Genomic DNA, 22,714 nt, shown 5'->3' with positions numbered 1-22,714 from the left:
CTTCTTGCCCCATGCGCCATCCCGCTCGTGGCTCACCTCTCCCATCGAGAGAGGTCGGATCGAAACGCGGCAGCGGCTCGATCCGGGTGAGGGGTGTCGCAGTCGCCGGACAAGGCCCGACACGTCGACCTCTCACCCGCCTCGCAGTCTTCGATCGCTCGTCGACCTCTCCCCATGGGAGAGGTGAACGGCGCCCCACGCCCCGGTCGCGCCCGGGCGCCGCGCCGCGAGATTCCCTACTGGCTGCTGGCGATCATCCTGCTTGGCGTCGTCTTCGCCTGGCTGATCTCGGCCGACGGCGACTACGCGACGATCTTCAACGCGCTGCGCAAGGGCGTCGTCGTCACGCTGTGGGTGTCGATCGTCGCCTTTGCTTTCGCAATGACGCTGGGGCTGGTCGTTGCCCTCGGCCGGCTGTCGCGCCACCGGGTGTTGCGCGAGATCGCGACCTTTTACATTGAGATCGTCCGCGGCGTGCCGATCCTCGTCTTTCTGTTCTATGTCGCCTTCGTCGGCGCGCCGCAGATCGTCGCGTTGTGGAACTGGGTCTTCGGCGGCCTGATCGACGCCGGCTGGTTCCCGGCGATGAGCGTGCGTGATTTCGACATGACCTGGCGGGCGATCTTCGCGCTGACCATCAGTTACTCGGCCTTCATCGCCGAGATTTTTCGCGCCGGCATCGAGGCGGTGCCGCAGGGCCAGGTCGAGGCGGCCGAGTCGTTGGGCCTCAAGCGCTGGGCGGTGATGCGCAAGGTCGTGCTGCCGCAGGCAGTGAGGACCGTGCTGCCGCCGCTCGGCAACGACTTCGTCGCGATGATCAAGGACTCGGCCCTGGTCTCGGCGCTCGGCGTCCAGGACATCACCCAGCTCGGCAAGGTCTATTCCGCCTCGACCTTCCGTTTCTTCGAGACCTACAACGTCGTCGCCTACCTCTACCTGGTGATGACCGTCAGCCTGTCGCTGCTGGTGCGCGGGTTGGAGGCGAGAATGAAGCGGACGGACCGCTGACGGCGACCGCGCGGCGTCAGCCGGCGGTCTTCGCAGCGCGCCGGTGCGGTGCCTCGCCCCCCAGCCCGTCACGCAACGCGCGGGTCGTGGCGAAGTACTCTTTTGCCTGGCGCTTGCCGATCAATGACTCGATCCGTTCGTCGCACCGCTGCCAGACCTGGTCGACAGCGCCAAGCAGGTCGCGTCCCCTGGCGGTGAGGCTGACGATGTGATCGCGCCGGCGCTGCGGATGTTGTCGCCGCTCGACGAGGCCGGCATCGGCCAGCCGGTCGATCATGGTGCTCATGCTGGCGGCCGTGACGCTATGGGCACGGGCCATCTCGGCCTGGGTGACCGAGCCGAGGCGTTCCAGCGTGTCGAGCACCCGCGCCTGCCGGGGCTGAATCCCGATGGCCGCGAAATCGTCCCGGAGGGCTTCTTCCACGAGATGGGCGGTATGGAGGAGCAGGTGCAGGCTTGCGTTTCGTCGTTGCATTTACTATTAGTATCCTAACAATTTGCGGATGCAAAGGGATTTTCGATGCGAAATGTGTTTCTTGCGAGCGTCGCACTGATCCTGTCAACGATGGCGGCGCAGGCAGAAGGCGCCGACGCGGAGGACTTCTTGGCGGCCAACGCGATAGCCGCGCCGGCGATCGTCGACTGCACGCTGACGGATGGTTCGGCGGCGGAGTGCCTGCAACTCGTCACCAGCTTTCCCGGCGAGGCGTTCAGGATCGGGCCATTCTGCCCGGAGACGATCGACGACACCGGCGGCCTCTGGGTCTGGGATGGCGACAATCCGGGGACCTATCGCCTTGATGGCGCATTCTTCCGCATGCTGAGCGAGCAGGGCTACACCTTCTACGATGCCGACGGGGTCATCAACATCTCGGACCCGGGCTCCGGCCAGCGACCGGAGGGCAATACGTGCCTGGAGGCGACGCTCGACACGGATGTCGAGACGACCGTGCTGATCCCGACCGAACCGAAGATGGCGGACGCGGTGACCGATCTCGGCACCGTCGCGCTGGTCGGCATGGCGCTCGACGGCGTGCCGATCTTCGCCGATGCGCCGTCTGTCCTGGAGACCGGGCACCTGCCGGCGCTCGACACCTGCGGCGGCCATGTCGATCCCGGCGGCTATTACCACTGGCATGCAACGGCGACCGACATCGAGACGGCGCTGACGCACGAGCATGTCGACGCCGACTGCGTCCACGAAACGTCGCCATCCGACCTGTTCGGATATGCCTATGACGGCTACGCGATGTACGGCTCCGCCGACATGGACGGGACGGTACCGAACGACCTCGACCAGTGCAGCGGCCATGTCGGGATGACGGCAGGGTCGGATACGCCGGTCTATCACTACCACGCGTCCGAGGCCTTCCCGAACCTGCCCACCTGCCTGGTCGGTGTCACGGCCCGGGACAACTTCGTCACCAATGCCGCCATGGGCATCGGCGCGCAGAACGGACGCCCGCCGCCGCCGCCGCAGTAGCGCCAACCGGCGTCCGTCCCCTCGGGGCCTTCGTTCCGATCGTCAGCCTCCTGTCTTCGATCGCCTGCGTCCGCACCGTCTCGCGATGCGTGAGGTGGGCGGCCGAGCGCGCACGGCTTTTCCGATGGCAAGCCCGCGTCCACACCGTCCCCCGTCGCGTTACGGACAAGTCGCGGTCCCGGTGAGTCCAAGACAAACCGGCGGACATCGGCAATCTGTTAGCGGCGGAGCGGACGGAGGCAAGATCGCGTGCGGCGACTTTTCCATGGCACATGGCTGGCGGCGGGGATGGCGGTCTTCGCGGTACAGGCCGGCGCGGAAGAGCAGCATTGTCGATTCTACCCGAAGGCCGGCCTCATCGCGAGCGCCTATGACATCGTTGGGGCAGAGGCTTGCAAAGCCGCCTGCGTCGAGACGGAAGGCTGCGCCGCGTGGTCGTATACCCCCCACAATTTCCGTCCCGAGACCGGTCCGGGATGGTGCCGTCTGATGGCGGCGGTGGATGAAGAGGTGGACGACGATCGCGACTATTGCGGTCGCCTGTGAGCCGCGCCGGAACCCTGAAGATGCAAGAGGAGAAGAGCATGAAGACAGTGATCATAGCCGCATTGGCGCTCGGCGTCGCCGGGCCGGTGGCTGCACAGGACTTCGAGAAGTGTTCGATCACGCCGGTCGACCAGGTCGGTTTCGTCGACACCTTCACCGATCCCGAGGCATGCGTCGAAGCCTGCAAGACGACCGACGGCTGTGACAGCTGGTCCTTCCTGCCGCACAGCTTCGATTCTTCGATGCCGGGACAGTGCAAGCTCATCAAGGGCGTGTTCAAGAAAGAGGAGTCCGAGCGCGGCTTTTGCGGCGAACTCTGACCGTCTCATCGTCCCTGCCTGCCCGGAAGGCCGTCGCCTTCCGGGCTTCTTGACGCCAACCTGAACGCCGTCCATCGTTCGGTCGCACCGGTATCCGTCGGTTACCGGTCGAGGCGGTGGTCAGGGGGCGGCGGCGAACCATGGCAGGCGACGAGGCGACGCCGATCGGCAAACCCGTTCGGTTTTCCACCGAGATGCTGCCGGCGCGGGATCGGCTGGAGATCTGGCGGGAGGAGTTCGGGCGCAAGATTGTCCGTCTCGACATGGCGCCGCTCGACGACGATCCGCTCTTCTACGATGCAGCCTTTCAAAGCGTCGGGGACGTCTCGGTAAGCCGCGGCGAGATCAGTGCGATCTCCTGCGCCCGGGACAGATCGTTGCTGGATGACGGCAACGGCGACGTCGTCATGCTGATCCCCGAGAATACGACGCTGAGGGTCGAACAGGGCCGGTTCGACGAGACGCTCGATGCCGGGGATTGCCTCGTGCGCCGGTCGAGCGAGGTCGGGCGAACCCTGTCAAAAGCCGGGACGTTCATGACACTTAACCTGCCGGTCGAACGCCTCGCCGAGCGCGTTGCCGACATCGACCTGCTGCTCGGCACCGTCGTGCCTTCCGACAGCGACGCCCTGCGTCTTCTGCTGGGCTACAGCCGGATGGTCCTTGGCGAGACGGTGACGCTCACGCCCGCGACGGTGTCCACCGTGCAGGAGCACCTTCTCGACCTCGCGGCGCTGGCCATCGGCACCAACCGGGACGCCTGGCACGTCGCGCAGGATCGCGGGATACGCGCCGCCCGACGCATGGTCGTGCACATCGCGATACGCAAGAACGCCGCAAGCCGCGACTTTCGCATCGGCGATCTGGCGCGGGACATGCGGGTCTCCGAGAGCTACATCCGCAAGCTGCTCGCCGAGGTCGACGAGACCTTCTCGTCGCTGATGCTGGCAGCCCGGCTGGAGCGGGCAATGGAACGACTGACCGCCCCCGGCAGCCGCCGGCTGAAGATCGCCGAGGTGGCGATCGACTGCGGATTCGGCGACATCTCCTACTTCAACAGGTCATTCCTGCGCCGCTTCGGGATGAACCCGACGGAGGCGCGGAAGGCAGGCTGACGGTGCGGCTGCAGTCGGGAGGTCGCGCGCCTAACCCACCACGACGATGTGCAAACGTCTTGGACCATGGGCGCCGAGCAAGAGGGTCTGCTCGATGTCGGCGGAGCGCGAGGGGCCGGTGACGAGGTTGACGGTGCGGGGGAGGTGGCCCTTGCCGTGGCGTTTCTGGAGGTCGTCCCATACGGTCTCGTAGTCGCCGGCGATATCCTCCGCCGCGACGACGACGATATGGGTCTCGGGCAGGAAGTTGAGGGTGGTCGGGTTGTCCGGCCCGGAGGTCAGCACCAGCGTGCCGGTCTCGGCGACGCCGGCGACGGCGTGGCTCAGTCCGACCGGATCGCCGCCATCGCTCGGGCCGTGCGAGACCTCGACCTGCGTGTCGTCCCACGGCATGCCGGCAAGCAGCGGATCGCCGCCGGTGCGGATCGCTGCCGGCAGGTTGTTCTCGCGCAGGAATTCGGCGACGGCGCGCGGCACGTCTTCCGGCTTCGCGACGCGGCCGACGCTGCCTGACACTTTTTCGGCCATCTTGCTGAACAACGACACGCGCTGCTCCGCCGGCAACTGGCCGCGTTTCGGCACGATGCCGCGCGGCGTGCCTTCGAGCCGGGCGATGACGATGGCGCGGCGGCCGACATCGTTGGTGTCGACGGCGAGCGACCGGCGGATCTTGCCGAGGATGGTCTCGCGGTCGCTCATGCCGATTTCCGACGCGCGGCCCATTGTTCCTGGAAGGTCCGGCCATCGCCTTCCGGCGAGGGGAAGTCGCGGTATTTCGTCCAGCCGCCGGCAAGCGGCAGCGACGTATAGCGTCCCTTGCCGATGGCGCCGTTGGCCAAGACCCGCATCGCCCAGCGCGTCGCCCATTGATAGAGCCGCGGCCGCCTGGCGAAGAAGGCCCACAAGCCGATGCCGTAGCGGGCGGTGGCCGGCGACAGGTGACGCTCGAATTCCTTCTCGCGCCAGTGGCGCATCATCTTCGGCAGGGGAATCCGCATCGGGCAGACTTCCTCGCAGCGGCCGCAGAAGGTCGAGGCGTTGGGCAGGTTGCCGGCCTTTTCGATGCCGATCAGTTGCGGATCGAGCACCGCGCCGATCGGCCCGGGATAGACCCAGCCATAGGCGTGCCCGCCGACCGCCTGGTACACCGGGCAGTGGTTCATGCAGGCGCCGCAGCGGATGCAGCGCAGCGCCTCCTTGAACTCCGAGCCGAGCATCTCGGAGCGTCCGTTGTCGAGGATGACGACGTGGTATTCGTCCGGGCCGTCGGGGTCGTCCGGCCGGCGCGGGCCGGTCGAGAACGTGGTGTAGACCGACAGGTCCTGGCCGGTCGCCGAGCGGGCGAGGAGCCGCATGATCTGGCTGACGTCGTTGAGCGTCGGGACGATCTTCTCGATCGAGGCGACGACGATATGGACGCGCGGCAGGATCTGGGTGAGGTCGCCATTGCCCTCGTTGGTGACGATCACCGAGGTGCCGGTCTCGGCGACGAGGAAGTTGGCGCCGGTGATGCCGACATCGGCGGCCAGGAACCGCTCGCGCAGGATGCCGCGGGCCTCGTTGAGCAGCGAGGTCGGCTCCGACAGGTCGCGATCGGCCGGCAGGTCGGTATGGGCGGCGCGGAAGCTCTCCTCGACCTGGTCCTTGTTGAGGTGGACGGCGGGGGCGATGATGTGGCTCGGCCCCTCGTGGCGGAGCTGGATGATGTATTCGCCGAGGTCGGTCTCGACCGGCTCGATGCCATGCTCCTCGAGATACTCGTTGAGGCCGATCTCCTCGGCGATCATCGACTTGCCCTTGGTGACGGTCTTCGCGTTGGCCTTGCGGCAGATGCCAAGCACGGTCTCCAGCGCGGATTCGGCGGTCTCGGCGTAATGGACCTCGCCGCCGGCGCTGCGCACCCGGTCCTCATAGGCCTCGAGATAGAGGTCGAGATGGGCGAGCGTGTGGTTCTTGATGTCGCGACCGGTGTCGCGGATCTCGTCGAATTCGGGCAGGGCGGCCGCCGCCCGGGCGCGCTTGTCGATGAAGCCGGACCGGACATGGCTCATCGCCCGCTGCAAGGCCGGGTCGGCAAGCGCTTCGCGGGCGTTCTTCTTGAAGGTGTTGGAGGTGATTTCCATCGATCAGGACTCCCGCGTCTCGCCGATCGGCGGCACGTCGGTCATGTCGGCCAGCACTTCGGCGACGTGGCGAACCGACACCGACCGGTTCTCGCGCTGCAGCTTGCCGGCCATGTTCATCAGGCAGCCCATGTCGCCGGCCAGCAGGGTTTCGGCGCCGGACGCGACGATCTCCTCGGTCTTGCGCTCGACGATCGCATTCGAGATGTCGGGATACTTGACGCAGAAGGTGCCGCCGAAGCCGCAGCAGACATTGGCGTCCTTCAGCTCGACCAGCTTGAGACCCTCGACGGAGCCGAGCAACTGTCGCGGCTGGTCGCGGATGCCCAGTTCGCGCAGGCCGGCGCAGGAGTCGTGATAGGTCACGGATCCCGGGAAGCGGGCGGCGACGTCCTTCATGCCGCGCACGTCGGTGAGGAAGCTGACCAGTTCATGGACCTTGGCGCCGAAAGCCTCGGCCCGCGCCTTCCAGGCCGGATCGTCGTTGAACAGCCCGGCGTAATGGAGCTTGAGCATGCCGCCGCAGGAGCCGGACGGGGCGACGACATAGTCGTAGGACTCGAAGGCCTTGATGACGCCGCGGGCGATAGCGCGGGTGTCGCCATCGTCGCCGGAGTTGAAGGCGGGCTGGCCGCAACACGTCTGGGCGGCGGGTACCTCGACGTCGCAACCTGCGGCTTCGATCAACTTGACCGCGGCGAAACCGACGGTCGGGCGGAAGAGATCGACAAGACAGGTGACGAAAAGCCCCACCTTCGGCCGTCGCGCCTTTTCGTCCGCCATTCTTCCTCGCATTTTCCGGGATTTTCGCGTCGCTGTACCAGTCGATAGCAGGCCGGGCATTGCCTGATCAACTCGATCTGCACGCAGATTGGGTGGCGGCACGCCATCATTCGGATATCATGGGGCGCGAGGGAGCAACAGCACCGATGACGCATATAGCCATGCCGGCGATCGACGAGGCCGTGATCGGCCGTCGCGACGAGATCGTCGCGGGCCTGGTCGCGATTCTCGGGGCCGAACACGTGATCGCCACCGAGGACGAACGCCGCGCCTACGAGACCGACGCGCTGACCGCCTATCGCGCCGTACCGTTGGCCGTGGTGCTGCCGGGATCGACCGAGGAAGTGTCGAAAGTCCTCGCCTTTCTCAATGGCACCGGCGCCAAGGTGATCGCCCGCGGCGCCGGGACGTCGCTCTCCGGCGGGGCGCTGCCGTCGGAGGACGCGGTGGTGCTCGGTCTCGCCCGCCTCAACCGGATCGTCGACATCGACTATGCGAACCGGGTGGCGCGGGTCCAGACCGGCGTCACCAACGTCAACATCACCAACGCCGTGGCGGGGCAGGGCTTCTTCTACGCGCCCGACCCGTCGAGCCAGCTCGCCTGCACGATTGGCGGCAACATCGCGATGAATTCCGGCGGCGCCCATTGCCTCAAATACGGCGTCACCACCAACAACATCCTCGGCCTCCGGATGGTGATGCTCGACGGCACGATCGTCGATATCGGCGGCAGCGAATGCGACGCCGCCGGCTATGACCTGCTCGGCCTGGTCATCGGCTCGGAGGGCCAGCTTGGCGTCGTCACCGAGGCGACCGTGCGCATCCTGCGCGCCGCCGAGGGCGCGCGGCCGATGCTGATGGGCTTCGATTCGGCCGAATCCGCCGGCGCCTGCGTCGCCGCGATCATCGGCTCCGGCATCATCCCGGTCGCCATCGAATACATGGACCGGCCGGCGATCAAGGTCTGCGAGGCCTTCGCGCATGCCGGCTATCCGCTCGACGTCGAGGCGCTGCTGATCATCGAGGTCGAGGGCTCCGAGGCCGAGATCGCCGACCTGATCGCCCGGATCACCGGAATCGCCGAGGCCTTCAAGCCGTCGACATTGCGCATCTCGCAATCGGCGACGGAGAGTGCCGCGATCTGGAAGGGGCGCAAGTCGGCCTTCGGCGCGATGGGCCGCATCGCCGACTACATGTGCATGGACGGCGTCATCCCGACCAGCCGCCTGCCGGAAGTGCTGAGCCGGATCACCGCGATCTGCGAGGGCTACGGGCTGGCGGTTGCCAACATCTTCCATGCCGGCGACGGCAACCTGCATCCGCTCGTCCTCTACGACATGAACGACCCCGACCAACTCGAGAAGGCCGAACTGGCCGGCGGCGACATCCTCAAGGTCTGCGTCGAGGTCGGCGGCTGCCTGACCGGCGAGCACGGCGTCGGCATCGAGAAGCGCGAGTTGATGAGCGAGCAGTTCACGCAGGTCGATCTCGACCAGCAGATGCAGGTGAAGAGCGTCTTCGATCCCGGCTGGAAACTCAACCCGGCGAAAGTCTTCCCCCTCGAAGGCCGCCCGGCCGTTTCAGCCTGAATTTCATGCAGGACACACCTTTGAGTCATATCAATTGCGGGAACGGCGGTCGCGCCTATGATGGCCGGCATGCAGAAGATCAAGATCGAACAGCACAGTTCCATCGGTCTGCTCTGGTTCGCCGGCTGGCTCTTCACGCTCGGGTATCTCGACCTCAGCTTCTGGCGCGGGGTCTGGGCCTTGGTCGTCTGGCCGTATTATCTCGGCGTCCATTTCAGCCCGCTGCTGACCTGACCCTCGACGGGCGTGCGGGGCGGCCATGTCGATAGCCGCGCCGGTCACCACGCCCGACGACGAGGCGCAGCTCGTCGAGGCTGTCGCCGACGCGGGCGCGCGCACAGTACCGCTTGCCATCGCCGGCGGTGCGACGCGCCTCGGGCTCGGCCGGCCGATGCAGACGGCGGAGAGCCTGTCGACCGCCAACCTCACCGGCATCACCCTCTATGAGCCCGCCGAACTGGTGATCTCGGCGCGGGCCGGGACGCCGCTTGCCGAAATCGAGACGACGCTGGCGGCGCAGAACCAGCGGCTCGGCTTCGAACCGGTCGACCACCGCCGGCTGTTTGGATCGCAAGGCACGCCGACCATCGGCGCGGTCGCCGCCGCCAATGTTTCCGGCCCGCGCCGCATCCAGGTCGGTGCCGCGCGCGACAGCCTGATCGGCCTGCGCGCCGTGACCGGGGCCGGCGCGCTGATCAAGTCGGGCGGCCGGGTGATGAAGAACGTCACCGGCTACGACCTGGTCAAGTTCCTTGCCGGTTCCTACGGCACGTTGTCGGTCCTCTCCGAGGTGACCTTCAAGGTCCAGCCCTCGCCGGAGACGGAGGTCACTCTGGTGCTGAACGGGCTCGACGACGACCGCGCCGTCGAAGCGTTGTCGACCGCTCTCGGTTCGCCCTTCTCCGTCACCGGCGCGGCGCACCTGCCGGCAGGCGACGGCGATGTCGCCCGGACGCTGATCCGCCTCGAGGGTTTTGCCGACTCCGTCGACGAGCGGATGAAGGACCTTGTTGCCCTGCTGGCCCCCTATGGCGCCACCGAGTCGCTCGACGCCGACGCGACGCGGACGCTGTGGCGGGCGGTCGGCGATCTCGAGGCGCTGGGCGCGCCGGATGACGCGGCGGTCTGGAAGGTTTCCGTCAAGCCGAGCGACGGTCCGGCGATCGCCGCGGCCGCCCGCGCCGCCTTCGCCTGCCGGGTGGTCTACGACTGGGGCGGCGGGCTGGTCTGGATCGCGACCGAGACCGGCGGCTTCGACGCCGGGGCCGCCGTCATCCGCGATGCGATCGCACCGCTTGGCGGCCACGCGACGCTGGTAAAGGCAAGCGACGCGGTGCGCCTTGCCACCGACGTCTTCCAGCCGCTCGCCCCGCCGCTGATGGACCTGACGCGCAAGCTCAAGGCGCGCTTCGACCCGGCCGGCATCCTCAACCCCGGCCGCATGTATGCGGGTGTGTGAAGCCAGACCATGCAGACCAATTTTACCCTCGCCCAGCTTGCCGATCCCGATGTCGCGACGTCGGAGAAGATTCTCCGCACCTGCGTGCATTGCGGTTTCTGTACCGCGACGTGCCCGACCTATCTGCTGCTCGGCGACGAGCTCGACAGTCCGCGCGGGCGCATCTACCTGATCAAGGACATGCTGGAGGGTGACAAGCCCGCCAACGAGGAGGTGACGACCCATATCGATCGCTGCCTCTCCTGCCTCGCCTGCATGACCACCTGTCCGTCCGGTGTCGACTACATGCACCTCGTCGATCACGCCCGCGCCCGCATCCACGAGACCTATCACCGGCCCTTGCTCGACCGCATGACGCGGGCGCTGCTGGCGGCGGTGCTGCCTTATCCAGGACGCTTCCGCGTCGCCCTGATCGGGGCCTGGTTCGTGCGACCCTTTGCAAGTGTTTTCAAGCGGATACCGGGGCTATCTAAAGTTGCGCCGATGCTGACCCTGGCGCCCGCTACACTGCCACCACGGACCAATGCCGACCGGCCCGGCGTCTTCCGGCCGGAGGGCGAACGGAAGGGCCGGGTGGTGGTGCTGCGCGGCTGCGCCCAGTCGGTGCTCGATCCCGGCATCAATGACGCGGCGATCCGGCTCCTGACCCGCCAGGGTGTCGAGGTGGTGCTGGCCGAGGGGGAAGGATGCTGCGGCGCGCTCGTCCACCACATGGGCCGGGCGGAGGAGTCGCACGTTCAGGTCCGGCGCAATGTCGACGCCTGGACCCGCGTCATCGAGGACGGCGGGCTCGACGCGATCATCGTCACGACCTCCGGCTGTGGCACGACGGTCAAGGATTACGGCTTCATCCTGCGCAACGACCCCGCCTATGCCGACAAGGCCGCGGCGGTTTCGGCGCTGGCGAAGGACGTGACCGAGTATCTCGACCTGATCGGTCTCGGCGAACCGACCGAGGCGAGCGGCCTGACGGTTGCCTATCACGCCGCCTGTTCGCTGCAACACGGCCAGCAGGTCACCGCCGCGCCCAAGGCGCTGCTTGCCAAGGCCGGCTTCGTCATCCGCGAGCCGGCCGAGAGTCACATCTGCTGCGGCTCGGCCGGCACCTACAACCTCATGCAGCCGGAGATCGCCGGCCAGTTGCGCGACCGCAAGGTCGGCCATATCGAGGCGACCGCCCCGCAACTGGTCGCCGCCGGCAACATCGGCTGCATCACCCAGATAGGCTCCGGCACCGACCTGCCGGTCGTCCATACCGTCGAACTGCTCGACTGGGCCTATGGCGGCCCGCGCCCGGAAAAACTCGCCGGGCTGCGATAGGCGCCACGACTCGATACGCGAGGGACCTCACATGCCGCCCATCATGATGACGCCGTTGCCCGAGGATCTGCCGGGGGCGATCCGTGACACCAAGCAGCGTTTGCGTGACCAGATCGGCGACGTCGGCGCGGCGCTGGCCGATGTCGAGGCGGCGATGCGTGGCAAGGTCGCCGAGGTCGTCGAGGCACGCGCGGCGGGGAAGGTGGTGTTTCCGGTCATCGATTTCGACGACATCGCTGGCGGGACGGTGCCCGAGGAGATGGTGGCAGCGGTGCGGGAGCGCGGCTGCGCGGTGGTCAAGGGAACCTTCGATCGTCCCGAGGCCGAGCAGTGGGACCGCGACATCGCCGCCTATCTCGAGACCAACCGGTTCGCCGAGACCTATCGCGGCCCGGCCGACCAGGTGTTCGCCGGCCTCGCCTCGAGCAAGCCGCAGATTTACCCGATCTACTGGTCGAAGCCGCAGATCAAGGCGCGGCAGGACGAGCGGATGGTCGCTGTCCGCTCGTTCCTCAACGGCTTCTGGAAGACCGAGTCCGAGGGGCAGGTCTGGTTCGACCCGACCCGCGACACCGGCTATCCCGACCGCATCCGTCGACGCGAGCCGGGCTCGTCGTCACGAGGGCTCTCGCCGCATACCGATTCCGGGTCGATCGAGCGCTGGCTGTTGCCCGAGTACCAGAAGGCCTTCCGTCACATCTTCGCCGGCGAGTGGCAGGCCTATGACCCCTGGGACGCGGCCTACCGCTCCACCATCCATGAATACGCCTCCGACACGGGATGTTCGGCCTTCCGCACCTTCCAGGGCTGGACGGCGCTGTCGGCGATGCAGCCGGAGGACGGGGTCCTGCATGTCGTGCCCATTCCCGACGCGATGACCCATGTGCTGCTGCGGGCACTGCAAGAGGATGTCGCCGCCGACGATCTCTGCGGTGCGGCAAATGGCCAGGCGCTGCCGATCAGCGACAGCTACCACGCCCTCCTGATGCCGGCGCTGACGCCGATCCCGGCGATCGAGCCGGGCGATACCGTGTGGTGGCACAGCGACGTCATCCACGCCGTCGCCGAAGTCAGCGCCCAGGAGCGCTGGGGCAACGTGATGTATATCCCGGTCAGCCCCTATTGCGAGAAGAACGCCGCCTATGGCGTGGATTGCGGCCGCGCCTTCCTGCGCGGCGGCAGCCCCAGCGACTTTATCGCGGAGGACTACGAGACCGACTGGATCGACCGCGCGACGATCGACGACCTGACCCCTATCGGGCGAAAGCAGTACGGTCTCGAGCCCTGGTGAGGCGCCGGCACGTTGCGCGTGCGCTTTTTTCTATTCCAGCACTTATGCGGCCCGGGCCGGCATTGCGCCCGCCATGGGCATCGCCCATCGTAGCCTGCCGGCTGCCATCGCCGGGACCCGGGCGCGATCCTGCGCCCCCGTGACAGAAAGAGGCGACCTCCGTGTTCTCGTCCTTCTTCCCGAAGCCCAAGCTGTTCTTCCTCTCCGCGATCGTCTGGGCGGCGGTCGGCATGGCGGCCTGGTACCTGTTCGCCCGCGACCTTGGTCCATCGCTGACCATTGGCGACATCTTCGGCTACGGCTACCCGGTAGCGCTGCCCGACACCGCCGACGACGTGGCGAAAGCGGGCTTTGCCGCGCAGAGCGGCTTCGCGGCCGATCTCTGGGCCTACCAGTACATGTTCCTCTGTTCGGCGCTGTTCTGCGCCTTCTGGGCCTTCGCGTCGCCGCACCGCTGGTTCTGGTGGTCGGTGGTCGCCTCGGCGGTGATCATCTTCGTCACCTGGTTCCAGGTCCAGGTCGACGTGATGATCAACGACTGGTTCGGCCGCTTCTACAACATGGTGCAATCGGCGCTGGGCGAGGCCGGGTCGGTGGAGCCCGCCGCCTTCTACGGCGAGATCGCCACCTTCGCCGGGATCGCGCTGGTGGCGATCACCGTCGCGGTGCTGACCCGCTTCCTCGTCAGCCACTACATCTTCCGCTGGCGGACGGCGATGAACGACTATTACGTCGCCAACTGGGGCCGGCTCCGCCACATCGAGGGCGCCTCGCAGCGCGTCCAGGAAGACACCATGCGCTTCGCCTCGATCATGGAGGGCCTCGGCGTTGCCCTGATCGACTCGGTGATGACGCTGCTCGCCTTCCTGCCGATCCTGTGGGGGCTGTCGGTCCATGTGAAGGAATTGCCGATCATCGGCGAGGTGCCGCAGGCGCTTGTCTTCGTCGCCATCGTCTGGTCCGCCTTCGGCACCAGTATCCTGGCGATCGCCGGCATCCGCCTGCCGGGACTGGAATTCCGCAACCAGCGCGTCGAGGCCGCCTACCGCAAGGAACTCGTCTTCGGCGAGGACAACGCCGACCGCGCCCAGCCGCCGACGCTGAACGAGCTTTATGCCGACGTGCGGCGCAACTATTTCCGCATCTACTGGAACTACCTGTATTTCAACGTCGTCCGCTACGGCTACCTGCAGGCGGGCGTGCTGATCCCCTATATCGCGCTGGCGCCGACGATCCTTGCCGCCGGCTTCACGCTCGGCGTCATGCAGCAGATCATCCGGGCCTTCGGCCGGGTCGAATCCTCGTTCCAGTATCTGGTCAATTCGTGGACGACGATCGTCGAGCTGATCTCGATCTACAAGCGCCTCAAGGCCTTCGAGGCGACGCTGGACAACGAGCCGCTGCCCGACATCGAGAAGGAAGCGATGGCGGGGCCGGCCTAGGCGCCGCCGGCAACGCCGATCCGGGGCGAATGGCGGGTTTGGCCGGCGATATGGCGCAGATTTCGGCCACGTCGCTGGTTCAGTCCGGCTCCGGCCTGTGCCATAACGACGCCAATGGCCTCGGCCATCACGAAACAAACGCGGAGTGGGGTGAATGTCCGGCGTCGAAGCAGCGAAGATCAACGTGCCCGGTGTGGAAGTGCGCGGCGCCTGGGGCGACCGCTACGAGGAGGTCCTTAACGACGAGACCCTCGCCTTTCTGGCCGACCTCCATCGCCGCTTCGACACCACCCGGCAGAAGCTGCTGAAACGCCGCGAGGAGCGCCAGGCGGCGCTCGACGCCGGCGCGTTGCCCGACTTCCTCGAGGAGACGAAGCACATCCGCGACGGCGACTGGAAGGTCGCGCCGATCCCGGCCGATCTCCTCGACCGGCGGGTGGAGATCACCGGCCCGGTCGACCGCAAGATGATCATCAACGCCCTGAACTCCGGCGCCAAGGTCTTCATGGCCGACTTCGAGGATGCGACCTCGCCGACCTGGGCCAACCAGGTCGAGGGCCAGATCAACCTCAAGGATCGCTGGGACGGCAAGATCGACTTCACCGATCCGACCAACGGCAAGGACTACAAGCTCTCCGACAAGCCGGCCGTCCTGCTGGTCCGGCCGCGCGGCTGGCACCTGCCGGAGGATCACCTCTATGTCGACGGCCAGCCGATGTCGGGATCGCTGTTCGACTTCGGGCTCTATTTCTTCCTCAACGCCAAGAAGTCGCTGGCCCAGGGCAGCGGGCCGTATTTCTACCTGCCGAAGATGGAGAGCCATCACGAGGCGCGGCTGTGGAACGACGTCTTCACCCACGCCCAGGACATGCTGCAGATGCCGCGCCAGCACATCAAGGCGACGGTGCTGATCGAGACGCTGCCGGGCGCCTTCGAGATGGACGAGATCATCTACGAATTGCGCGAGCACATGGCCGGCCTCAACTGCGGCCGCTGGGACTACATCTTCTCCTTCATCAAGACGCTGCGGAACAAGCCCGAATACCTCCTGCCCGATCGCAGCAAGGTGGTGATGGGCAAGGCCTTTCTCGACGCCTATTCGGAGCTGCTGATCAAGACCTGCCACCATCGCGGCGCCTTCGCCATGGGCGGCATGGCGGCGCAGATCCCCGACCGTCGCAATCCGGAAGTCAACGAGGCGGCCTTCGCCAAGGTCCGCGCCGACAAGGAGCGCGAGGCGAAGAACGGCCACGACGGGACCTGGGTGGCGCACCCCGACCTGGTGCCGGTGGCGATGGAGGTCTTCGACAAGTACATGCCGACGCCGAACCAGCTCGACAAGCTGCGGAGCGAGGTCAGCGTCAGCCAGGCGGACATGCTCAAGGTCCACGAGGGGACGCGCACCGTCGACGGCATGCGCGAGAATATCCGCGTCGGCGTCCAGTATATCGAGGCGTGGCTGCGCGGCCGTGGCGCGGTGCCGCTCTACAACCTGATGGAGGACGCGGCGACCGCCGAGATCAGCCGCTCGCAGATCTGGCAGCAACTGCATTTCGAGGCGACGTTTGACGGCGGCGAGAAGGCGACGAAGGAGCTCTTCGAGACCTGCCTTGCCGAGGAGATGGAGCGGGTGAAGGGCGAGATCGGTCCCGACAACTACGCCGCAGGCCGTTTCCCCGAGGCGATCGACCTGTTCCGCACGCTCTCGACCGCCGACGAGCTCGTCGCCTTCCTGACCCTGCCGGCCTACAAGCTGATCGAGTAGGGCGGCGCTAGCCGCTTTCCGCGACGACGTCGAGCTGGCTGCGGAGCGGGAGTTCCTTCATCGCCAGCTGGAAGAAGAAGGCGAGGAGCAGGGCCACGGCGGCGGCGGCGAAGACGCCCGTGAAGACATGGGCGAAATCGACGCCGTTGCGCGAGCCTTCGAGAATCACGGTCTGCACCGAGGCAAGGTCGCCGCCGGCGGCGACCGAGGCCAGGAAGATGGCGCTGAAGACCGGCACCAGGATCGCGCCGCCGAGCGAGCGGAAGAAGTTGAGAACACCGGTCGTCGTTCCGAGCTGGCGCAGCGGCACGGCGTTCTGGACCGCCGTCGTGGCGATCGGGAAGATCGTCCCGAGTCCCATGCCGATGACGGCGAGAAGGATCTCGACGCCGACGAAGGAGAGGGACGCTGGCCAGAAGGCGAGCGCCGTCGTGAAGACGGTCGCCAGCGCCAGGCCGGCGACCGCCGTCCACTTGTAGCGGGTGTAGCGGACCATGATGCGGCCCGAGATCGTCGCGCCGGTCACCGCCCCGCCCATCAGGGCGATGAGCGCGACGCCGGATGCCGCCGCCGAGAGCCCGAGGACCGCCTCGAAATAGAGCGGCATGAACACCGACAGGCCGACCAGCGAACCGACGGCGAAGAACATCGCGCCGACACCGTTGCGCACCACCGAATTGCCCAGCACGCTGAGCGGGATGAACGGCTCCTCGGCGCTGGCGAGGCGGGCGCCGAACAGGCCCCATCCGGCGACCGAGGCGGCGAAGAGGCCGATGATCTCGACCGACGCCCAGGGGTAGGTGCTGCCGCCCCAGGTCAGCGCCATCAGCAGCGAGATCGTCGCGATCAGCATCAGGCCGGCGCCGATCAGGTCGAGTGAATGGGGGTGGTCGTGGCGGGGCAGGAGCTTGAGGACCCGGCTGGTCATCAGGTAGGCGGCGATGCCCAGCGGCAGGTTGATCCAGAAGATGAAGGACCAGTGCAGGTATTCGGCGAAGAAGCCGCCAAGCACCGGGCCGGCGATCGATGCGGTGGTGAAGACGGCGGCGAAATAGGCCTGGTAGCGCCCCCGTTCCCGCGGCGCGACGACATCGCCGATGATGGTCTGCCCGAGGGAGATCAATGCGCCGCCGCCGAGACCCTGAAAGGCGCGGGCGGCGATCAGCCAGCTGATGCTGGGCGCCAGCGCGCAGGCGATGGAGCCGACCAGGAAGATCGAGATCGCCGCCATCAGCATCACCCGCCTGCCGTGGATGTCGCTGAGCTTGCCGTAGAGCGGGGTGACGGCGGTCGCGGTGACCAGATAGGCGGTGACCACCCAGGAGAGGCTTTCGACATTGCCGAGCTCCCGCCCGATGGTCGGCAGGGCGGTAACGACGATGGTCTGGTCCAGGGCGCCGAGCAGCATCGCCAGCACGACGCCGACCAGGATGATCCGTATCTCGGCATGGCCGATGGTGGCGCCGGTGGGCGCCGCGGGAGTGGTCATCGACGGGTCAGCCTGAATTCGCGGTTCGGAGGGAACAACGAACGATCGCTGCCGCAATCAGCACCGCGGCGGCGAAACGATCGATAGACGACCGATATAACGATCCTGCGACCGATTTTCTAGAGAACGACGACCTTGGCGCCGACCTTGGTGCGGTTGTAGAGGTCGATCACATCCTTGTTGAGCATGCGGATGCAGCCCGACGAGACGTTGAGGCCGATTGTCCAGGGCTCGGACGTTCCGTGGATGCGATAGATCGTGTCGCGACCGCCCTGGTAAAGGTAGAGCGCCCGCGCGCCAAGCGGGTTGCGGATGCCACCCTCCATCTGCGCGGGAAGGATGCGGCCGCGCTTCTTTTCGCGGGCGATCATCTCCGGCGGCGGCGTCCAGGTCGGCCATTCGGCCTTGCGGCCGACGGTTACCGTGCCGTTCCAGCCAAAACCGTCGCGACCGACGCCCACCCCGTAGCGGACGGCGCGATTGTTGCCGAGCACATAATAGAGGAAGTGCTGATTGGTATTGATGACGATGGTGCCAGGCTTCTGGCTGGTCTTGAAATCGACGGTCTGGCGCCGGTAGCGGAACGGCGCGACGCGGTTTTTCGAGACTTCCTCGGGATAGAAAGAGCTGCCGTTGCCGCCGCCATTCGTCTGCATGTTGGCGATGAGATCGCGGAAAAAGCCCGCTTCGGCCGGCAGTCCCATGACCGCGGCGCCAAGCAGCGCGAACGCGAATGCGATTCGTCTGACCAACATCTGGAGCTTCCCCACGCCTGTCCAGCCGCCAAGAACGCGCCTGCAGATCCCGTTACCCATGATCAGACTACCGGGAGTCCGGGCAAGCAACAACCGGTCATCGATAAAGTTGCGGTGAACACAAAAAGGGGGCCGCCCGGCGCATCCCCGCGAGCGACCCCTTGCCGCGCGGCCCCCAGGTGGCCGCTTCCCCGTCCCCGGTGCGGCGATTTACATGACGATGACCCGGGTCCCGACCGGGACGCGGTCATAGAGATCGACCACGTCCTCGTTGCGCATGCGGATGCAGCCGGACGAGACCGCCTGGCCGATCGTCCAGGGCTGGTTGGAGCCGTGAATGCGGTAGAGCGTGTCGCCGAGATAGAGGGCGCGTGCGCCAAGCGGGTTGTCGAGGCCACCTTCCATCGAAACCGGCAGGTGCGGCTCGCGCTGGCGCATCTCTTCCGGCGGCGTCCATGTCGGCCATTCGGCCTTGGCGGTGACGGTATGGGCGCCGGCCCAGGAGAATCCCGGGCGCCCGACGCCGACGCCGTAACGCTTGGCCTTGCCGCCATCGAGGACCAGGAACAGGAATCGCCGGTTGGTGTCGATGACGATGGTGCCTGGCGCTTCGGGGCCGGAATAGCGGACCATGGTCGGCAGGAACTGCCGTGCGATCGGGGGCGGAGCCGCCCGGGCGCGCACCGTGGTGCGTTTGCGCGAGACGGTCGGCCGGCCGCCGGGCTCGGTCTGGCGCAGCCATGGCGAGGCGAGGTCGGGGCTCAACACGGCGGGCGGGCGGGGCACGCTGAACCCCTGGCCGGCTTCCGCCGTGCCGGCGAATGCGAACGCGCAGAGCGCGGCAACGGTAACGAGACTCTTCATGCACCTACCCGGTTTGCGCGTCGAAGCGGCCGGCGCGGGGGCCGGCTGCAAAAATCGATTGGAAACGGCCGGGTTATGACGACGCTGTCCCGGGTGGTGTTTTCGTTGAGCCGTTCCGAAATCGCAGCTTGAAGCAAAAACCCAACCGAATGGTGAACGAAACCTTGTCCCGGGCAACACGCCGCTTTCCGACGGATTTATGGTTAACCAGGGGTTAACGAAGCGTGTCAGGAGCGCTGCGCCCATCGCTTCCGGTCTCGGTCGACTCGTGCGAACAAGGGCCGTCGAGGAGAGGGCCATGGCGGATACCGAGGGACTGACGGTCGGCGAGGACGGCAAGAAACGCTGCGTCTGGGGCGGCAGCACGCCGGACTATGCCGTTTATCACGACGGGGAGTGGGGGCGTCCGGTCAACGACGACACCCGGCTGTTCGAGAAGATCTGCCTCGAGGGCTTCCAGTCCGGCCTGTCCTGGCTGACCATCCTGCGCAAGCGGGAGAATTTCCGCAAAGCCTTTGCGGGCTTTGACTTCCGCAAGGTCGCCCGTTTCGGCGACAAGGATGTCGAACGGTTGCTCGGCGATGCCGGCATCGTCCGCCATCGCGGCAAGATCGAATCGACGATCAACAACGCACGCCGGGCCGTCGAACTGGTTGCGGAGGAGGGGTCGCTGGCCGCCTTTGTCTGGCGGTTCGAGCCGGCCCCGGAAACGCGGCCGAAGCGGCTGGATTGGGAAACTCTGCGGGCGATGCCGAAGACGGCGGAATCGCTGGCCCTGTCGAAAGCCCTGAAGAAACGCGGCTGGAGTTTCGTCGGCCCGACGACGATGTACGCCTTCATGCAGGGCGTCGGGGTGGTCAACGACCACGTCGAGGGCTGCTTCTGCCGGGCCGCGGTCGAACGCCAGCGAAAGGCCTTCAAGCGCCCGTCGTGACGACGCCCTGGAAAGACAAAGGGCGGCTTGTTGGCCGCCCGAGTCTTCAGGGTCTTGTCTGGCAGGCGTGGATCAGCGACGGGTCGCCCATTCCATTGCCTTGCGCGGCAGGTCCTGGCGGTTGAGGCCGATATCCTCGAGCCGGCGGTCGCTCATCCGGTCGAGCTGGCTATGGAGCTGCGCAACCCGGAAGCCATCGGCGATGCCGCCGAAGAGTTTGGCAAATGCGTTCATGGTCTTTGGTCCTGTCAGGTCCGGTGCGCCATCTCGCGGGCATGCCGCGGAATGTCGGCGCGGGTAACGCCCAGGTCGGCGAGCTGGCGGTCGCTCATCTGGTTCAGCACCTGGTTGAACCGGGCGGCCTTGAAGCGCTCGGAAAACCCGGCGAAGTAGTTCGAGAAACGTGACATTGGCTGTCTCCTTTGCTGGCCGGAATGTAGGCGTTACGCCGGTTGGCAAAAGAGCGGATGCTGCAACGCAGCAATGCATCCGGAGCGCGGCTCGACGGGCGAGAGCGCATGGCACGGTGAGGCCGCGACCCGGGGCGCGTGGGCGGCAGGTGCCCGTTTTCGGGGCTACGCCGACGTCCCGATCAACGTGCGGAGTGGGCTCAGGACCTTGTCCAGCGTCCGCCGCTGGGCTGCGTCCCAGGCGGCCGTGCGGCTTGCCACAAGGTGCGCCTGCGACTTGAGGATGACGCCATCGGCGAGGATCTTCAGACCGTTGTCGCGCAGCGTCGCGCCGGTCGAGGTGATGTCGACGATCAGGTCGGCGGCGCCGGTCGCCGGTGCGCCCTCGGTCGCGCCGAGGCTCTCGACGATCCGGTAGTCGGCAATGCCGTGGCCGGCGAAGAAGCGACGGGTGACGTTGATATACTTGGTGGCCACCGTCAGCCGCCGGCCGTGACGCGGCCGGAAGTCGGCGGCGACGTCGTCGAGGTCTTCCATGGTGACGACGTCGATCCATGCCTCCGGCACCGCGACGACGACATCGCAATGGCCGAAGCCGAGAGGCAGCAGCATTTCGGTCCGCTCGGCGAAGTCGGGCACCGCCTCCTCGACCTGATCGCGGCCGGTGATGCCGAGATGCACTGCGCCGGCGCCGATCTCGCGGGCGATCTCGGGCGCTGACAGGAAGGCGACCTCCAGCCCCTTCACCCCGACGATGGTGCCGCGATAGCTGCGCTCGGCGCCTTCCTGGCGGATGTCGAGACCGGCCCTGGCGAAGAGCTTCGCGGCATCGGCCTGCAGCCGCCCCTTGGAGGGGATGGCGATGACGAGGGGGGCGCTCATCGGCCGGCTCCGATCCTGTCCAGCCAGATGGCGAAGCCGACCGCCGGCACCGAGCCGCCGTCGCCGATCAGCGCGACCAGCCGGTCGTAGCGGCCACCGCCGACGATCGGCCGGGCGCCGCGCGGCGCGTGCATCTCGAAGACGAAGCCGGTGTAATAGTCGAGGCGTCGGCCGAAATCGGCGGCGAAGGTGAGGCGGTCGAGGGCGATGCCGCGCGCCTCGAAGGCGGCGAGCCGTGCCTCGAAGCCGTCGAGCGCCTTTTCCGCGTCGATCCTGCTGCGGCGGAGGAGGGTGCGAAGCTCTTTCAGCGCCGGAACCGCCGGGCCCGATACATCGAGGAAGCGGCCGAGGATGCGCGCCGGCCGTGCGCCGATGCCGGCGGCGAGCGCCGCCTTCTCGACCGTCCGTGCGGCGATCTCGTCGGCGGTGCGGCCGCCGATCGTGCCGAGACCGGTGGCGGCGAGCATCTCGGCCGCCTTGCGCCGCGCCGCGGCGCGGCTGGTCGCTGCCTGCCGGTGCGGCACGCCCCTGGCGGCGCGGGCGATCTGGGCCTTCAACCGCCCGGTGTCGCCGAAGGTCCGGGCAAGGCGCTTTTGCCAGGGCGCGCTGAGATCAAGGCCGGCGAGGACCGCGGCAAACAGCGCGGCATCGCCGATCCGGACCGTGGGCTTGCGGACGCCGAGACTGTCGACCGCGGCCAGCGCCAATGCCAGGGTATCGGCGTCGGCGGCGACCCGGTCGGTACGGCCGAGGGATTCGACGCCGGCCTGGACGAACTCGCTCGCCTCGTCGCGACGCTGGCGAAACACCGGGCCGAGATACGCATAGCCGGCGCGACGCCGGGCCGGGCCGTTGGCGAGGTGATGCAGGCAGACCGGGATCGTGTAGTCGGGCCTGAGCGCCATCTCGGCGCCGTCGGCCGCCTGCGTGAGAAACAGCCGGCGGCGCAGGTCCTCACCCGCCAGTTCAACAAAGACGTTGGCGTCATGCAGGATCGGCGGCTCGACGAAGCCGTAGCCGGCCTCGGTGAAGAGATCGCGGAGGGGAGCGTAGTCGGTCATGCGGCGGAACCGCGGTCCGAAGCGCCAGCGCTGATCCCTCCCCGCATGCGGGGAGGGGGGACCGCCCGAAGGGCG

23 protein-coding genes and 1 pseudogene are annotated in these 22,714 nt (G+C 67.1%); 13 read left to right on the top strand and 11 right to left on the bottom strand.

The genetic code is table 11. The annotated features are described in order from the left end of the window. The first annotated feature begins 174 nt into the window (after window positions 1–174). On the top strand, window positions 175–1,008 hold the full coding sequence (locus BLT60_RS12575) for an amino acid ABC transporter permease (RefSeq protein ID WP_090876823.1): 834 nt from the start codon (window positions 175–177) through the stop codon (window positions 1,006–1,008). A gap of 16 nt (window positions 1,009–1,024) precedes the next feature. Here the strand turns inward: BLT60_RS12575 and BLT60_RS12570 are convergent, their stop codons facing one another. Continuing rightward, window positions 1,025–1,483 (bottom strand): MarR family winged helix-turn-helix transcriptional regulator, encoded by a 459-nt coding sequence (locus BLT60_RS12570; RefSeq protein WP_090876822.1) that lies wholly within the window; start codon window positions 1,481–1,483, stop codon window positions 1,025–1,027. Between the two features lie 45 nt (window positions 1,484–1,528). Between BLT60_RS12570 and BLT60_RS12565 the strand changes: the two genes are divergently transcribed. From BLT60_RS12565 to BLT60_RS12550, 4 genes are all read left to right on the top strand, one after another. Beyond that, window positions 1,529–2,491, top strand: a complete 963-nt coding sequence (locus tag BLT60_RS12565) for a YHYH protein (protein ID WP_090876821.1) — start codon at window positions 1,529–1,531, stop codon at window positions 2,489–2,491. 288 nt (window positions 2,492–2,779) lie between these two features. Further along, the gene (locus BLT60_RS12560) at window positions 2,780–3,037 is read left to right on the top strand and encodes a hypothetical protein (protein ID WP_090876820.1); all 258 of its coding nucleotides are present in this window, start codon (window positions 2,780–2,782) and stop codon (window positions 3,035–3,037) included. A gap of 38 nt (window positions 3,038–3,075) precedes the next feature. Further along, window positions 3,076–3,357 carry a PAN domain-containing protein gene (locus BLT60_RS12555; protein ID WP_175478414.1) on the top strand — a complete coding sequence of 94 codons (282 nt, stop codon included), beginning with the start codon at window positions 3,076–3,078 and terminating at the stop codon, window positions 3,355–3,357. A 140-nt stretch (window positions 3,358–3,497) separates the two neighbouring features. Continuing rightward, a complete protein-coding gene (locus tag BLT60_RS12550; protein WP_090876818.1) occupies window positions 3,498–4,472 on the top strand; it encodes an AraC family transcriptional regulator in 975 nt (324 codons plus the stop codon). 30 nt (window positions 4,473–4,502) lie between these two features. Here the strand turns inward: BLT60_RS12550 and BLT60_RS12545 are convergent, their stop codons facing one another. The 3 genes from BLT60_RS12545 to BLT60_RS12535 are packed head-to-tail and all read right to left on the bottom strand — an operon-like array spanning window position 4,503 to window position 7,378. Next, window positions 4,503–5,171, bottom strand: coding sequence for a LutC/YkgG family protein (locus BLT60_RS12545; RefSeq protein WP_090877144.1), 669 nt, complete (start codon window positions 5,169–5,171; stop codon window positions 4,503–4,505). After that, window positions 5,168–6,595 carry a LutB/LldF family L-lactate oxidation iron-sulfur protein gene (locus BLT60_RS12540; RefSeq protein WP_090876817.1) on the bottom strand — a complete coding sequence of 476 codons (1,428 nt, stop codon included), beginning with the start codon at window positions 6,593–6,595 and terminating at the stop codon, window positions 5,168–5,170. Before BLT60_RS12540 ends, BLT60_RS12545 begins: the two co-directional genes overlap by 4 nt. 3 nt (window positions 6,596–6,598) lie before the next feature. Then, on the bottom strand, window positions 6,599–7,378 hold the full coding sequence (locus BLT60_RS12535; protein WP_090876816.1) for a (Fe-S)-binding protein: 780 nt from the start codon (window positions 7,376–7,378) through the stop codon (window positions 6,599–6,601). Between the two features lie 146 nt (window positions 7,379–7,524). Between BLT60_RS12535 and BLT60_RS12530 the strand changes: the two genes are divergently transcribed. The 7 genes from BLT60_RS12530 to aceB all read left to right on the top strand — a co-directional run bounded on the left by BLT60_RS12530 (window position 7,525) and on the right by aceB (window position 16,244). Next, the gene (locus BLT60_RS12530) at window positions 7,525–8,967 is read left to right on the top strand and encodes an FAD-linked oxidase C-terminal domain-containing protein (RefSeq protein ID WP_090876815.1); all 1,443 of its coding nucleotides are present in this window, start codon (window positions 7,525–7,527) and stop codon (window positions 8,965–8,967) included. 69 nt (window positions 8,968–9,036) lie between these two features. After that, a complete protein-coding gene (locus tag BLT60_RS24365; protein ID WP_175478413.1) occupies window positions 9,037–9,201 on the top strand; it encodes a hypothetical protein in 165 nt (54 codons plus the stop codon). A gap of 25 nt (window positions 9,202–9,226) precedes the next feature. Then, window positions 9,227–10,426 (top strand): glycolate oxidase subunit GlcE, encoded by a 1,200-nt coding sequence (gene glcE, locus BLT60_RS12525; protein WP_090876814.1) that lies wholly within the window; start codon window positions 9,227–9,229, stop codon window positions 10,424–10,426. A 9-nt stretch (window positions 10,427–10,435) separates the two neighbouring features. Continuing rightward, window positions 10,436–11,746 carry a glycolate oxidase subunit GlcF gene (gene glcF / locus BLT60_RS12520; protein WP_090876813.1) on the top strand — a complete coding sequence of 437 codons (1,311 nt, stop codon included), beginning with the start codon at window positions 10,436–10,438 and terminating at the stop codon, window positions 11,744–11,746. A 31-nt stretch (window positions 11,747–11,777) separates the two neighbouring features. Further along, entirely contained in the window at window positions 11,778–13,037 is a 1,260-nt protein-coding gene (locus BLT60_RS12515) for a YbiU family protein (protein WP_210185608.1), read from the top strand. 161 nt (window positions 13,038–13,198) lie between these two features. Then, window positions 13,199–14,479 carry a peptide antibiotic transporter SbmA gene (gene sbmA, locus BLT60_RS12510; protein WP_090876812.1) on the top strand — a complete coding sequence of 427 codons (1,281 nt, stop codon included), beginning with the start codon at window positions 13,199–13,201 and terminating at the stop codon, window positions 14,477–14,479. A gap of 154 nt (window positions 14,480–14,633) precedes the next feature. Then, the gene (gene aceB, locus BLT60_RS12505; RefSeq protein ID WP_090876811.1) at window positions 14,634–16,244 is read left to right on the top strand and encodes a malate synthase A; all 1,611 of its coding nucleotides are present in this window, start codon (window positions 14,634–14,636) and stop codon (window positions 16,242–16,244) included. A gap of 7 nt (window positions 16,245–16,251) precedes the next feature. Here aceB and BLT60_RS12500 read toward each other — a convergent pair whose 3' ends face one another. The 3 genes from BLT60_RS12500 to BLT60_RS12490 all read right to left on the bottom strand — a co-directional run bounded on the left by BLT60_RS12500 (window position 16,252) and on the right by BLT60_RS12490 (window position 19,352). Further along, window positions 16,252–17,733, bottom strand: coding sequence for an MDR family MFS transporter (locus BLT60_RS12500; protein ID WP_090876810.1), 1,482 nt, complete (start codon window positions 17,731–17,733; stop codon window positions 16,252–16,254). Between the two features lie 119 nt (window positions 17,734–17,852). After that, a complete protein-coding gene (locus tag BLT60_RS12495; RefSeq protein WP_244521268.1) occupies window positions 17,853–18,389 on the bottom strand; it encodes a L,D-transpeptidase in 537 nt (178 codons plus the stop codon). Window positions 18,390–18,698: 309 nt separating this feature from the next. Continuing rightward, entirely contained in the window at window positions 18,699–19,352 is a 654-nt protein-coding gene (locus tag BLT60_RS12490; RefSeq protein WP_090876809.1) for a L,D-transpeptidase, read from the bottom strand. 298 nt (window positions 19,353–19,650) lie between these two features. Between BLT60_RS12490 and BLT60_RS12485 the strand changes: the two genes are divergently transcribed. Next, window positions 19,651–20,286 (top strand): DNA-3-methyladenine glycosylase I, encoded by a 636-nt coding sequence (locus BLT60_RS12485; RefSeq protein WP_090876808.1) that lies wholly within the window; start codon window positions 19,651–19,653, stop codon window positions 20,284–20,286. 72 nt (window positions 20,287–20,358) lie between these two features. On the opposite strand, the gene BLT60_RS24045 is transcribed toward BLT60_RS12485, so the two are convergent. The 4 genes and pseudogenes from BLT60_RS24045 to BLT60_RS12470 all read right to left on the bottom strand — a co-directional run bounded on the left by BLT60_RS24045 (window position 20,359) and on the right by BLT60_RS12470 (window position 22,639). Continuing rightward, the gene (locus tag BLT60_RS24045; RefSeq protein ID WP_139167824.1) at window positions 20,359–20,520 is read right to left on the bottom strand and encodes a YjiS-like domain-containing protein; all 162 of its coding nucleotides are present in this window, start codon (window positions 20,518–20,520) and stop codon (window positions 20,359–20,361) included. A 14-nt stretch (window positions 20,521–20,534) separates the two neighbouring features. Next, on the bottom strand, window positions 20,535–20,696 hold the full coding sequence (locus tag BLT60_RS12480) for a DUF1127 domain-containing protein (protein WP_090876807.1): 162 nt from the start codon (window positions 20,694–20,696) through the stop codon (window positions 20,535–20,537). Between the two features lie 201 nt (window positions 20,697–20,897). Further along, window positions 20,898–21,578: pseudogene (gene hisG, locus BLT60_RS12475) on the bottom strand (ATP phosphoribosyltransferase); the annotation flags it as partial. After that, window positions 21,575–22,639, bottom strand: a complete 1,065-nt coding sequence (locus tag BLT60_RS12470) for an ATP phosphoribosyltransferase regulatory subunit (protein ID WP_090876805.1) — start codon at window positions 22,637–22,639, stop codon at window positions 21,575–21,577. The gene BLT60_RS12470 and the pseudogene hisG, both read right to left, overlap by 4 nt. Between the last annotated feature and the right edge of the window lie 75 nt (window positions 22,640–22,714).

The organism is Bauldia litoralis (assembly GCF_900104485.1).
Lineage (GTDB): Bacteria > Pseudomonadota > Alphaproteobacteria > Rhizobiales > Kaistiaceae > Bauldia > Bauldia litoralis.
Note: the sequence above shows the minus strand (reverse complement) of the source record. Positions and strands in the feature narration are given on the sequence as shown.